This window comes from Paenibacillus sp. FW126-R14 (assembly GCF_058789495.1).
Genome location: NZ_JBYTBS010000023.1, coordinates 65,582 through 79,069, shown reverse-complemented (window position 1 = coordinate 79,069; position 13,488 = coordinate 65,582). Strand labels below are relative to the sequence as shown.

Annotated in this window: 10 protein-coding genes; 1 reads left to right on the top strand and 9 read right to left on the bottom strand. The window is 43.0% G+C overall.

Annotated features, from left to right (window positions below; translation table 11 throughout):
- Window position 1 precedes the first annotated feature (1 nt).
- The 9 genes from AC3WRW_RS16385 to AC3WRW_RS16345 form a co-directional block, all read right to left on the bottom strand.
- Entirely contained in the window at window positions 2–598 is a 597-nt protein-coding gene (locus tag AC3WRW_RS16385) for a TetR/AcrR family transcriptional regulator (RefSeq protein WP_492547371.1), read from the bottom strand.
- A gap of 27 nt (window positions 599–625) precedes the next feature.
- A complete protein-coding gene (locus tag AC3WRW_RS16380; protein ID WP_492547370.1) occupies window positions 626–1,786 on the bottom strand; it encodes a YhgE/Pip domain-containing protein in 1,161 nt (386 codons plus the stop codon).
- A 516-nt stretch (window positions 1,787–2,302) separates the two neighbouring features.
- The gene (locus tag AC3WRW_RS16375) at window positions 2,303–3,316 is read right to left on the bottom strand and encodes an S-layer homology domain-containing protein (RefSeq protein ID WP_492547369.1); all 1,014 of its coding nucleotides are present in this window, start codon (window positions 3,314–3,316) and stop codon (window positions 2,303–2,305) included.
- Window positions 3,317–3,859: 543 nt separating this feature from the next.
- Window positions 3,860–4,633: a polysaccharide deacetylase family protein gene (locus AC3WRW_RS16370; RefSeq protein WP_492547368.1), complete on the bottom strand. Its 774-nt coding sequence runs from the start codon at window positions 4,631–4,633 to the stop codon at window positions 3,860–3,862.
- 25 nt (window positions 4,634–4,658) lie between these two features.
- Window positions 4,659–5,867 carry an MGDG synthase family glycosyltransferase gene (locus tag AC3WRW_RS16365; protein ID WP_492547367.1) on the bottom strand — a complete coding sequence of 403 codons (1,209 nt, stop codon included), beginning with the start codon at window positions 5,865–5,867 and terminating at the stop codon, window positions 4,659–4,661.
- Between the two features lie 3 nt (window positions 5,868–5,870).
- On the bottom strand, window positions 5,871–6,572 hold the full coding sequence (locus tag AC3WRW_RS16360; protein ID WP_492547366.1) for a phosphatase PAP2 family protein: 702 nt from the start codon (window positions 6,570–6,572) through the stop codon (window positions 5,871–5,873).
- A gap of 452 nt (window positions 6,573–7,024) precedes the next feature.
- Window positions 7,025–8,932 carry a copper amine oxidase N-terminal domain-containing protein gene (locus tag AC3WRW_RS16355; protein WP_492547365.1) on the bottom strand — a complete coding sequence of 636 codons (1,908 nt, stop codon included), beginning with the start codon at window positions 8,930–8,932 and terminating at the stop codon, window positions 7,025–7,027.
- Window positions 8,933–8,948: 16 nt separating this feature from the next.
- Window positions 8,949–10,100: a S1C family serine protease gene (locus AC3WRW_RS16350; RefSeq protein WP_492547364.1), complete on the bottom strand. Its 1,152-nt coding sequence runs from the start codon at window positions 10,098–10,100 to the stop codon at window positions 8,949–8,951.
- A gap of 169 nt (window positions 10,101–10,269) precedes the next feature.
- Window positions 10,270–11,598: a hypothetical protein gene (locus tag AC3WRW_RS16345; RefSeq protein ID WP_492547363.1), complete on the bottom strand. Its 1,329-nt coding sequence runs from the start codon at window positions 11,596–11,598 to the stop codon at window positions 10,270–10,272.
- Between the two features lie 591 nt (window positions 11,599–12,189).
- Here AC3WRW_RS16345 and AC3WRW_RS16340 point away from each other — a divergent pair.
- Window positions 12,190–13,470, top strand: coding sequence for an ArsB/NhaD family transporter (locus AC3WRW_RS16340; RefSeq protein ID WP_492547362.1), 1,281 nt, complete (start codon window positions 12,190–12,192; stop codon window positions 13,468–13,470).
- Window positions 13,471–13,488: the final 18 nt, after the last annotated feature.

Below are 13,488 nucleotides of genomic sequence, written 5' to 3'. Positions count from 1 at the left end.
CTTATTCCCCTTTACTTTGATAGCCCAATGCATTCATTACATAGGTTGTTGTTTGATGAATGAGCGTGTCCATATCTGGCCGCGGATCCGTGAAAAGCGGCTCGAAAAAATCCCTTTGCTTATAGAAAAATATCGAACCCAATACAAACATTAACGTGCTATCCAGTGACTCGAAATGATAAAGGCCATCCTGTCTGCCCTTTTCCAACAAGGATCTTACTTTGTCCCATACCGGAAAAACGAGCTCTCTCACCTTCTCCATACGTGGGGACATTGTAATAATCTCCATTTGAAGCAGGCTGACCATTTGCGGATCTTGATTGCGAAGTAAAATGACTTCTTTAATAATTGCCTTCATCCCTATGACAGGATCTTCAATATTAAAAAAGCCGGATAGCTTGTGGCTCGGAAAAAACTGAACAAAGATTTCGTAGAAAACGCTCTCTTTTCCGCCAAAATAATAGGAAACCAGAGCCACATTGGCTCCGGCCTCCTCACATATTTGACGAACGCTAGTGGCATCATAGCCATGCTTGGCGAACAACTTTTTAGCTGCCAGTACAATTTTCATCTTCATGTCTAACTCTTGATGTGCCATACTTCAGCGCCCTCCTTGCATACAAAATTACGCAGCTTGCGAGCGATGTCCAGCGGCAGGTGCCTTCACTTTTTTCAAAGACACGACCACAATATCAATAACTAGAGCAATAGCCGCAATCAGAAACAGGAATCCGGCTTCTTTACCCACGCCAGGACCGCCGAACAAAATATTCATCAAACCGTTCACCGCATAAGTAGCCGGGAAAGCGTTGCTCAAGGAATGATAGAAACTCGACAGCAGCTCCCTCGGTACGATCGCTCCTGAGGACACTAATTGCAGGGACAACATCGCGATGTTAAATAGCATACCTGCGTTCCCAAACAAAGTCAAAAACATTTGAGCAACGAAAGCAAAAGTAAGCAGGAATAAGGATTCGAACAACCATAGTGCGAAAAATCCTTTCTCCACATGACCGCCCAAAGAAACAACCATCGTCGCGCTGATAAGTCCGACAACCACTGCAGCGATAACGGTCAGCACCAGGCGTGCGGCCATTTTGCTCATTTTATTTACCGATGCGCCGAGAATGGTCGTAGACACGTTAAAGTTCATCCCCATGATCATCGTTCCTACGATAGAAGCAAGCACTAGCATCATCGGAAGCATCTGATTCGGCATATCTTTCACTTTATTCGTACTTTGAATATCCGAGGTTACTTTACTAGCGAGCCCTTGGGCGATTTGCCCTGCTTGCTCGGCCGGCAGATTCGGGTTCATTTGAGTCAATACGGCAGACGCTCCTGCGGCCACAGCTTCCTTGTTCACAGTTGCCGTTACATTGCCTGCTACCGCCTGCATCACAGACTTCGTCATCGACGGATTGGATTCATTAATTGTATACGTAATTGGAGCTGTTTGCCCCGGAGTTTGGAGCTTTTTAGAGAAATCGGCCGAAATGTGCATAACCATCTGCACGTCGCGATTGTTGAGCATTTCTTGCGCCTTATCATTGGAATCTACTTGTTCCATCTGAAAAGGCAGATTCGCTTTCAAATTGGTTGCCACTGTTTTGCCTAAGCCTTGATCTTCATTCACGATAGCGATCTTCAAATTCTTCGTGTTATCAGATACGCCTGCGTAACCAGTCATCCAAATCAAACTGAATAACAGCTGAAACGTAATGGCTGTAATAATTCCGACCTTCGTCGTGCCTTGCTTAAAAAATGCGCCTAATGCTTGTTTCAAGTTTACCACTCCCACTAAATTTAAATGATTGTTTTAATTAAACGTTTGTTTAAATTATAGGTTGGAAGTTATCAGCTGTCAATGGAAAAGTAAAGTGTCTGATGACACAAATCTGCCTACATAAAGGCGCTTTATCTTTTTGTTAATTTTACACCGGTAACCTGTCTCCTGCCGGTTAATGTCAAATTCATTTAATGCAAATAATGTAGTAGCACCCTCTTCTAATCATCAGAACCAGCTTTTAACCCGCACTGAATTATCCAAGTATTTAGGCGTTCGTCTCTGACGGTCAATTTAACGAGTGGTGTAGTAAACTAAGCGATCTGCAGGCAAAGTATCCAAATATGAGCGCCAACCTACTCTACCACGCATTAACGAAATCACTAGATACAGGGTACAGCGCGGAAGCGATGGGGATCGGAAAGAATAACTACCCGTTGCCCATCGTCACGGCTGCGCTATTCACCTTGCACCAACAGAAGAAATCGAAGGCGTCGTTTAAAATCTTTACATTCTTTATGAGGCCTCGATATAAAACTTAGTTAATTTTGTACTCCCATCTGAAATCTGCCCATTTGATGACTTAATTGTAGAAGGGGTATAAATCGTAATTCTATACAACCCCTTTTTCTCAGGCAATACTAATTCCCAATCAATTTTCACCTCATTAATTTTGAGAACCTCAGTTTTAATTTTTACAAATCCATTTATTGTTTTTTCTTCTTCAATTACTGTTAGTTCGTTTCCAACCTGTTGTAGGACAGAACCCTTTAGATTAAAATTATTTGTTTTAATTTTTTCATATCCATATTTCGGATTGTCAAAAGTTATTTGGCTAAATGACAAAGAAAATTCTGGTGGTTGACTTACTTCTAGTAGAAAGTTTTCTGCTGGTGATGTTTTTACCGAATTAGGGTTATATGAAGTTTCATTTTGTGGTGAACAATAGAGTATATCCAGATTTGATTTTACATTCCTTATTAGCTTTAATGCTTCTGCTCTAGTTAACGAGTCATTACCTGAATAACCTTGAAGTGATTTATTAGATTTTCCTTGAACGATATTAATATCCAACAAAAATTGAACAGAATCAGTCTGATTATAATTCCTACCATAAGTATTTGTGATTAATTTCGCAGCTCTAAAGCGGTTCATTCCTACGTCTGAAAAGGAATGAACTCCTGAAGTTGGTGGTGGCACAACGATACTGCTTCCCCAACCATTATCAAAAGCGTAGTGCATATATGGTTTAAACCAATCTGTATCTTCATTACTTTTTTCAAAGTCGATAGGTTTGTATGCGCGGATCAGCATACTGATAAATTCTGTTTGTCCGATTGTTTTTTCTGGTTTAAAAGTCCCATCGGGATAACCGTCAATAATATCATTTTCTACTCCCCACCGGATATCATCAATGGCCCAATGATTGGAACTAACGTCAGAGAAAGTGATTTCTTCAGCTTCTACATTATGTTTGAAAAATAAGGAGGAAATAAGGAACAGAGACATCACGAGTTTATTTTTTATCATTAATAAACCTCCTATACTTATTTATATTTCCCTAGAGAAAGTTATTTTTCAGCTTCTACGTTAATAGTACTCGAAAAATTGGTCCTGGTATACAAAAAGACCCCATTTGAAAAGAGGCCTTTTTTGTATAATACTGACCTGACCATTACTTAGGCAGGTTAAATCGGATCGATACTTCATTGTTTTGCGGTGTACCAGAAACCGCGATTATAGTAGATTGCTCATCGCTTGTTCCCGATTTACGCTCAAAAGCCGTTCTTGAAGAATCCCAATTAAAAGTACTACCGGTAGAGTCTGCAAGAAGTGTATTTTTATGCTTACCATATAAACTATAAGAACCATCAGTTAAGTAACCTTCATCTTGAAAGAACGTTAGCGAGTGTTCACTGTCAACATAACTACTGCTATTAGTGGTGCTAAAACCATGGTTAGGAGCATAGTAAAAAATGGCAGATAACTGAGACCCCGTATATTTGCTAAATGCACTGGTAAACAGGTAGTCATTAGCTTTCCAGCAAGCTAATCAGGCCTCAACTTTACATTTTAAACCTCTGAAAATCTAGTTTCTGCGTCATCCGCGGAGTGTGCAGCGCTTGAAGCCAACGTCATCTCGTCTAAACGGACGTAACGGAGATTGGCGTTTTTGAGCTTGGGCAATACTTCCTCCAATGCGAGAAGCATGTATTTCGGCGCTTCAGGATCTGCACCCCAAGTATTTCCACAGTCGTGAAGCAACACAATGGTGCCTTCTCCGTCTGGAAGGGAAGCGGAGGTTATTTGGCGCACCAACTTGTCTTTCAGCTTCTTCTCCGCAGTGTCTCGTCGCCAATCGAAGCCCATCACAGACCAAAGTACGAACGTATACCGTTTAGCGAGAAACAGATCAGCAAGGGAGAAGATTCCCCATGGAGGACGATAATAGCGGGGGCGTACGCCGGTGATGGATTCGACCGTATCTGCGGCCCGTTCAACTTCGCGTCTTACCACCCATGGGGGCATCAGGATGTTCATTCGGTGTGTGTAGTTATGGACGCCAATGAGATGACCTTCCCGCCACATGCGCCGGATCAGATCAGGGTGCGCTGCAGCTTTTTCTCCGAGAACGAAGAAAGTGGCTTTAACCCCGTATTTGCTCAGCAAATCAAGGAGGATCGGCGTGTAAACCGGATTCGGCCCATCATCAAAGGTGAAGGCGACTTCCTGCGGAACTGCGCCTTTGCGGATAGCACCTATGCCGAGGATACGGGTAAGCACGTAAGGAACGATCGCATACAATATAATGATACCGATCATAATAATAAAAGCAGGTCGATTCATATCTACCAAAGAAAACCTCATCCTTTCAAAGGCGGCTATTCCGCATTCGCAGTGGCGATAACATCCTACTGCTGCGTATCGTGGGAACGTACTGGTTTTCCATCTCCATAATTGCCTCTAAAGTAGTGGCAGCGCTATGTTTACGGTTAATCTGCTGGGCCGCTACCTTCATTCGGCTTAGATGTGATCCGTTGGCCAACACTTGCTGCAGATAATTCGCTAGCTCGCTCTCGTTGGATGCCTCCAACGCTGCACCGGCACCAACAAGGTAAGCGGCATTGTCTTCTTCTTGACCAGGCAGCGGTTTAAACAACAGCATCGGAAGCTCAAGCGAAAGAGCTTCGGTAACTGTAAGACCGCCCGGCTTCGTTACGATCAGGTCGGATAACGCCATAAGCTCATGGACTTCGTTCACATAGCCTGTAATCCAATAGTTATGCAGATTTTCTCCCAGCTCACTCAGCCTCTGCACTTCTTCCTCCAACTTTGTCTGCAGCTTCTTGTTGCGTCCGCAGACAATAACGAACTGTACTTTTCCTGGAAGACCGTTGCTTTGCAATTGAGACAACAATTTTTTGCCGATCAAACCACAGCCTCCTCCCATAACGAGAACGACATATTGATTCGGTTGTAACCCATATTTCCCGCGCAGCTCGTCACGGTCATAAGTATTGGAGAAGGAGTGACGGATCGGAATGCCGGTCACTTCGATCTGAGATTCCGATACTCCGTGTTGTAGAAGTGCTACCTTTACATGCTCGGCTCCTACCAGATAGCGGTCGGTGAAAGGATGAACCCAATAACTATGAGCGGTATAGTCGGTTATTACGGTGGCTGTCGGCAATCCCGTAAGCCCGGTGGAGCGGAGGAACGACATCGCTGCCGCAGCTCCAGGGTACGTGCTGACGATCTTCGTCGGTTGCACAATTCGCAGCAGCTCCATCATCCGATAGGTCCGGAAGGAACGGATTTTTTTGAACAAGGTGGACCATTTATTGTCACTGCGCGTTTTGCGGTATAAGTATCCGTACATAGAGGGCATGCTCTTCACCCACTGTAAGTAGCAGAACCCGCCGACTGCATGCAGATGAGGATGGACCCATTCCAAAAAATCAACGGTGACGATCTCCGCTTCCGGGTATCGCAGCTTCGCTTCCTCCATAATAGCTTTTGCGGCCTGGATGTGACCGTCGCCCCTGGATCCTGTTAACAACAATATTTTTTCACGTGGCATTACTTAAGCACCTCGTTTCGTTTCAAAGTTTTGGACAGACTGCGGCAAGTCCATTTCTAATTTCAACATACCTGACCTATAGGCACTGCCGAGCCAAAGTTGCCGTATACGACCTAGCGCGTAGATCACCATCTCGGCAACAGCAATGGCGCCAGCAATATCAAGCAGGACGTGCTGTTTGACGAATTGGGTGGAGGCGATGATCAGTAGAGACACGATGGCAACCGCAATGCGGATGGACCTAGCGACCAATGTAGATCGAAGATAGGCTTTCATCATCAAGTAAGACGTCAACACATGTGTGCTAGGAAAACAGTTGATTGGCTCATCTTTGCTGTATACGAGGCGAACGGCTTTTGTCAGGAAATCGTCTCCAACAAGCTCAGGCCGCGGTACATAAGTTTGATAGAGGGTGTAGGTCGCATAACACGCAAGAAGGCCAAAGACGAAATGTAGCAATGTTTCGTAATAAACCTCGCGCTGCTTCACAGCCAAATAGACGAAGGCAATAATAAGGAATCCAAACCAACTCAAATAGGGAAGAATGAAAATTTTCAAAAAAGGAAGCTGACGATCCAAATCGGTAACCAAGCTATGTGCATCCCCACCGGCATGATTGAGATAAACGTAAATTATCCCGAGCAGCGGAATAATCAATAGCGAACTTAAAGCAAGCAATAGTGGTTTGAACCTCTGTATATTCATTTTGAGTTCCTCCTTAATGATTCGTTATAACTCCAAGGTAAAATAGATGTGCACTTGCACTATAATCTTGTTTCGTCTATTTAGTGAGATAGTAACTGATACACAGCAGAAGTGTAGCAACAAAGGAAAATCCTACTCGTTTCAACAACGCGCCCCCCAATCCCTAATGTTTAGATAGAGTATAGGAAAAACTATTGAAGATTCTGTTGGGGAAATTCTAAAGAAAATCTGAAGCTAATTTTTTTCACCGTTTTATACAAAAAAAACAAAAACACGACACAAATTTACTCCGTTTGTGTCGTGTTTTTCTTTTTTTGAGTCGTTAGCGTCAGTAAACTCTATCTTTCTTGGCTTTTTAACTGGCTGTCGTCTTCTAGTAACGACATTGATTAAACTATGTAGTTTAGTCTACAAAATTAAAAAAGCCGGAGACGCGCTCCGGCTGCAGTGCTTTAATTGATTGTTTTGAATGACTTGATCGTATCGGTAAGTTGTTTTTGCAAGAAATCCGTTTGAATTGCCTTCGGGTAATTGATCATGAATAAATAATGGCTGTCACCCTTTTGAAAGATGCAAAAGGTCGATACAATGTTCTTATACTCCCATTCGCGCCAGATTGCTTGAACGCCGTCAACGGTTTCCGTCCGACTGACTGTCTCTTTGATATCCGAACCGCCGAGCTCAGACTGAAATTTCCCTTTTATCTGATCGAGAATCTCTTGACTGCTTAAGCCGGATAGATCAGAATCATTGACGACAAAAAGAAGATTACCCATTCCGAACGAATACGTCAGATTGCCGTTTTTGCTTTGGGCAGCATTAAGCTTCCAGTAATCAGGAATTGAAATTGTATAGTTATAATTCTTATTCTTCACTACACTCGTTTTCGAACGGTCCAAGTTTTCCGCGCTGTCTTTGATTGTGCCAATCGAACTGGAAGGCTTACCAATCTTAATGGATTGGAACGTGGATTGAATGAAGCTCTCGGAAAGGTCGTCCTTATTGCTAAAATCAACGACAATATAATATTTATAATTTCCTTTGATGATATACACATTCTCGGTTGCGTCCCAAGTACGGGAGTCAAATGTATTCGACGTTCGCGTTGCAAGCGCCGGGTTTCCGTCAACAACGATACTTCGTGGAACATCCCTTTTCCTATACGCTGAAGAGTATAACTGTGTATAATTGTCACCGTTACGATCAGACCATTTTTGCAGCGTATCGCTTTCCGACTTTGAAGTTACTTTATAACTGATGCTTCTTTTTTTCTTCGGATCTGTGAACTGAATCATATCGCTGTTGCTGCCGGATTTCGACCAATCGGCTGGGATCTTGATGGAGAGTCCATACGTTTCATCCGTAAACATGCGCAATCCATCCTTGACCGTCGATAGGTCTTTCAAGGATTTAGCACTCGTATCAAATGATAATTGAAAGCTGTTTAATAGATCCTGATAAGAATTATGCTTCGTTATAACCTTATCATTTTCTTCCTTCTTAATCGTGAAAATAAGGATATATACCTTGTCACCGCTTTGATATGCGCGATATTCATAGAGTTCATGATCGTACTTGGATTTAAGCAGCGCGTATGGACGCGTACCGCTTGCAACATATTTTTTCTCTATTATCGGTTCATCATCCGTTTGATCCACCAGCAAGTCCAGCAAAGCATCCTCCGACAGATTCTCAGTCATGTCGGATTTCACCGATACGGAAATGCGGTATTCTCCATTCGCATCATCGAATGAAACATAATCCTCCTTAAAGCTCTGATAATCCTTCACCAGACCCGTCGGATATTTCATTGACCAGCCATAATAGCTGTTTCCGATATGCGTCTTTCCTAAATCCGAATCAATACCTTCCGCATCCGTGTTCGCTGCACGCGTGCTAGAAATCGTAATCGTTGACGTCGCTTCATCGAACTTTACGCTAGCTCCAAACTTCTCCGAAATGAATCGAAGAGGTACCATCGTCGTACCGTTTTTCAACTCAGGCGCAGCCTCAATCTGTTCTTCTTTACCGTTGACTGTAGCTGCCGTGCTGCCGATTTGTAACGAAATGGATGTACTGTTATAGGTGAGTCCTACCGTCTGCGTTTCAGATGCCCAGCTTAATGCTGCTCCGAAGGCCGATGTAATCACTCGTAGAGGAACAAGTGTCACCCCATTGTTCACATAAGGAGTTTCAACAGAAATGGTTTGATCGTTAATCGTAATATGATCTTCACCGAGCTTCAATTGAATATGTACCGATTGGTCTTTCGTTTGCGTATCGGCAAACGCGCTGAGCGGCTGAATCATAATGAGTATAAATGCTAATAAAAGTAGGTATGTATGGCGCAATTTTATCATTCGTCACCTTCCGGGTTTATTGGGTTTGAGTAGCATCAAGTAGTGTGATTTCTTTTTGGACAATGTCTCCGTTGGATTGCAGGGTTAAAGTAACCTTGTCTCCAGGTAAATATTGTTTCAAAAGCTCATTCAAATCAACCAGCGTTTTCACATTGGCATTATTCACAGAGTACAGGACGTCGCCTTCTTTAATTCCGGCAGCGGCAGCGGAGGTATTGGGATCCACGCGCGAAACCTTAAGCGGCTCATCCGTAGGAAGCCCGACAACAGCTGCCCAGCTCTCTTCCACTTCCAGACCAAGCGCCGGACGTTTGACTTTCCCGTACTTTAAAAACTGATTCAATATGTATTGTACCGTGTCTGAAGGAATAGCGAATCCAAGCCCATCGATACCTGCAGCAGATAACTTCAACGAGTTAATGCCTACAACCTCGCCCTGCAGATTAACCAAAGCGCCGCCGCTATTGCCCGGATTAATGGCTGCATCGGTTTGAAGCAATCTATACGTAGAATGCAGGGAACGGTCGGTCCCGCTAATCACCCCATAGGTAACTGAGTTGCGAAGAGCAAAAGAAATGGGCGTACCGATCGCAACAACAGGTTCACCGACCTCAACATTGCTGCTTTTGGCAAAAGTGGCTGCCGCTAAGTTTTTTGCATCAATTTGCACGAGCGCCAAATCGCTCTCTTCATCCAAATGAATCGTTTTTCCAGCATATTGCTTTCCTTCCGAGGTCACAACGATAATCTGCTTCATGTTTTCGACCACATGCGCGTTTGTTATTATGAGACCCTCAGATTGCACGATAATTCCGGTGCCATGAGCTAAATTAAAACGGTTGTCCGACGAAGCATTACTTCCGTTCATCGGCTTGCCAATAATTCCGACTATAGACGGCGAAACCTTTTTAACTACCTCCGTTACACGAGATCCTGACGCATAGGCAAAATCATTCAAATCAGCCCGGTACTCCCCGCTTCCTCCTAGCGTTTTGACAACGTCGGAAGCCTTCACATAAACCTCACCGTCCAGCTCTTTCGTTGGCCAATGCGAAACGCTCCATTTGTCACCGCCATTCGAAGCTTGAGCTGCAAATCCTTGCCCGTCGCCCCCACAAAGCGCAAATGTCAGTAGGGCGGGGATTACATAGCGAATATAAACTTTCAAATATCTCTCTCCTTCTCTAGTTTATGGAGATTATTTCCTTTCTATTATACATAAATATCACTCTATCCATCTACTAAAAATAGTGAAAGCGTTAGGAAAATATGGTTTAATTTATAAATTACAATAAAAATAACCGATCTTAATCGACCGGTTAATATATTAGAAATTATTATGTTCGTAAACATTGGTTAACGGGGGCCTCAGTGAAAGCACTCCTATTATCTCCAGCGGCTTCAGAAACAATTGCTGTTGCTGCTTCAAATATGGCTGGTCCTTGGGTACGAATTGAATCAATGAGAAGCTTATTTAGCATTGCATCAACATCCGTGTTATTTAGCGAGGTATCTCCAGGTTTCCAGTCAGTACTTAATGCTGCATCAAAAAATCTTGCTGATATTCTTGTGCGGTCATATTCTGTTTCTGTTACTCCGCTGGATGCATTAGCTTGTAGATCTAGTTGCTGTCTTTTCTTTGTCTCCTCAAGCATCATGTTCACGATCCTCACTCCCTCCAATAACAGTTCAGGATTCATTAGGTCACCAACTACACAATATGCATTTGGTAATATTATCATACCACCCGTCGAATTCATGTTCAAGCAAATCCGATAATCCTCTACAAATGACTCCTTCAAAACCAGCAACTGTTCGGAAAGATTCATCACTTTAAATCCAGGAACGCGATCTGCCACATTGAAAATATATCCGTGTTTCGTAAACCAAGTCAATATGCCCGCATTCATTACCGGACTGCTTTGAACTGTCTCAGGATATATGTTAGTAATTAATAATTGTTTAAATACATAGTCAAATCCCATCCAATGTAGAACATGTCCATGTTCATGAATTAATGTTTGCGCACATCTTTCGTTTATGTTTAATAGTAAAAGATTATTATAGAGATGGGTAAAGGTTTCTTGTGTTATTTTGCCCTGATTCAGCATTTCAAGTGTCCTATTTATGTAAAAGTTCTTTTCTTGTTCTATTCTAGCACTTGTATGATCAGGATGGAGTAGTATCCATCGTTCTCCTCGAGTGGTCGTATACATTTGAGCGGTCGGAAAATTCAGGAAGGAATCAATTCGATGACTTGATATGCGGAAAAATAAATTATACACTTTGACCTCATTTAGAGGAGCTCCCCGAGATAAAGCGATTTTGTATCCACCTTTAAATTCTGTTTCACTTCTTCTATCATCGGGAAAAGTCATTTTTACATTTTCACCGGAATACAGCTCAGTCATTAGCTGTGCGTGGGAGATTAAATTGCGAAGACCTTGTTCATCAACATCAACTCGCCCTAGCTCGTGGTCTATATTTTCATGATCAATATAATGCTCAGGATTGTCTATTTCTTCTAATAAGAAAGGATTAATTAGATGACACGATAGTGCTAATTCTCCCATGTTACCTCGCAAAATGAATAGTAGTATATACACCCTAGCACAAATTTTATAATATGGAAATGATTTTATTTGAATTTTTTGGAAAATATCCATACAGCCTTCTTTAATCGCTGGACAGCCAAAAAATAATCACGGAGGTGAGAAATTTTGAAACAGTTCCTTCTGTTTTTGACTGTAATTCTTTTATTTATCATCGTGGCATGTTCTGCCCAACCAGTCAGCACCAAGGATACTAAAGAGGCCGATTCTACGAATATGGAATATACGATTGGGCTCACAAGTCCTGGCAGCGCAAACAAAAATACTGATTTTACAATCGAAGCAAAATTTACAATCAAAAAGATAGCGACATACGCCTCAGTCTCCTTGCCTTTGTTCAAACACAGATTCAAAGACCCTTGACATCATCTCTGCTTCAGTGTAAATTTATAACGCAAACGATTAATAACCATTAGCCATTCCTATCATGTAAGAATTGAATATGACTGTAATTTGGAGGAGCCTGTCACCAAGGGCTCCTTTTGGTCTTTTTTTGACATGCCGAGCCCTTGGTGGGCTCTTTTTTTATGCAGAGAAAGGAGAATAATATATGAATGAACTCATCAAATTACTTGTATCCGCGGCGCAAAGTCATTAATTGACTATTTTTCATTTCAACCCAAATAACATGTGGGAGGGATTAGGATGGAACAGCAAGCAATTTTAGCTATTGGCATCTTTCTAGTTACTTACGGCCTGATTATTGCCGAGAAAATTCATCGTACGATCGTCGCTATGCTCGGCGGCGTCCTCATGGTCGTCCTTGGCATTGTTGATCAAGAGGCGGCATTGCACCATATTGACTTTAATACGCTGGGGTTATTGATCGGGATGATGATCATTGTGAACATTACCGCAGAAACCGGTCTTTTCAAATATATCGCTCTAATTTCCGCTAAAAAAGCGAAGGGCGACCCGGTCCGCATTTTGATTTCACTCGTTCTGATCACTGCAATCGGCTCTGCCTTCCTGGACAACGTGACTACCGTACTATTGATGGTACCCGTTACGTTTAGCATCACCAGGCAGCTTCGCGTGAACCCTGTGCCTTTTCTTATCACGCAAATACTGGCTTCCAATATAGGCGGCACAGCTACCTTAATTGGAGATCCGCCGAACATCATGATCGGCAGCGCAGTTAAAGAATTAACGTTTATGGCCTTCATTAATAACCTTGCCCCAATTGTCGTTGTAATCATGGCATGCATACTGCCTATTTTCGTCGTTATGTTCCGCAAACAAATTCAGACCACACCAGAACTGAAGATGAGCATCATGCACATGGATGAAAAAGATGTGATTACGGACCGTACTTTGTTAATTAAGAGTGTTTCCGTATTAGGGCTTACGATCGTCGGCTTCTTCTTGCATCAAATGCTTCATCTGGAATCAGCGACCGTCGCCTTAACAGGCGCCTTTATCCTGCTGCTTCTAACCGGCGAACACGCCATGGAAAATGCCTTCACTAAGGTGGAGTGGACCACCATCTTCTTTTTTGTCGGGTTGTTCGCGCTTGTCTCAGGTCTTGTGGAAACCGGCGTCATCTCCGAATTAGCCGCGCAAGCCATCGAACTGACCGGAGGCAATCCCGTCGCTACATCTATGCTGATTCTATGGCTTAGTGCGATTGCTTCCGCTTTTTTAGACAATATCCCTTTTGTCGCGACGATGATTCCGATGATTCAAGAAATGGGCAATATGGGCGTAAACAACCTGGAACCACTGTGGTGGAGTCTGGCTCTCGGTGCATGCCTGGGCGGAAACGGCACACTAATTGGGGCCAGCGCCAATTTAATCGCAGCAGGGCTGTCTGCTAAGGAAGGCCACCCTATTAAATTCATAACCTTTATGAAATACGGCTTCCCCCTTATGCTGCTCTCCGTCGCATTAGCCAGCATTTATATTTATGTCCGTTACTTGCTATAATGCGGGAGGAATACGTGT

What these genes read in the sequence shown, in the direction of transcription:
- AC3WRW_RS16365 (WP_492547367.1), bottom strand. Translation starts at nt 5,867, where the DNA reads ATGCCACGTGAAAAAATATTGTTGTTAACAGGATCCAGGGGCGACGGT.
- AC3WRW_RS16340 (WP_492547362.1), top strand. Translation starts at nt 12,190, where the DNA reads ATGGAACAGCAAGCAATTTTAGCTATTGGCATCTTTCTAGTTACTTAC.
- AC3WRW_RS16385 (WP_492547371.1), bottom strand. Translation starts at nt 598, where the DNA reads ATGGCACATCAAGAGTTAGACATGAAGATGAAAATTGTACTGGCAGCT.
- AC3WRW_RS16360 (WP_492547366.1), bottom strand. Translation starts at nt 6,572, where the DNA reads ATGAATATACAGAGGTTCAAACCACTATTGCTTGCTTTAAGTTCGCTA.
- AC3WRW_RS16370 (WP_492547368.1), bottom strand. Translation starts at nt 4,633, where the DNA reads ATGAATCGACCTGCTTTTATTATTATGATCGGTATCATTATATTGTAT.
- AC3WRW_RS16345 (WP_492547363.1), bottom strand. Translation starts at nt 11,598, where the DNA reads ATGGATATTTTCCAAAAAATTCAAATAAAATCATTTCCATATTATAAA.
- AC3WRW_RS16375 (WP_492547369.1), bottom strand. Translation starts at nt 3,316, where the DNA reads ATGATAAAAAATAAACTCGTGATGTCTCTGTTCCTTATTTCCTCCTTA.
- AC3WRW_RS16355 (WP_492547365.1), bottom strand. Translation starts at nt 8,932, where the DNA reads ATGATAAAATTGCGCCATACATACCTACTTTTATTAGCATTTATACTC.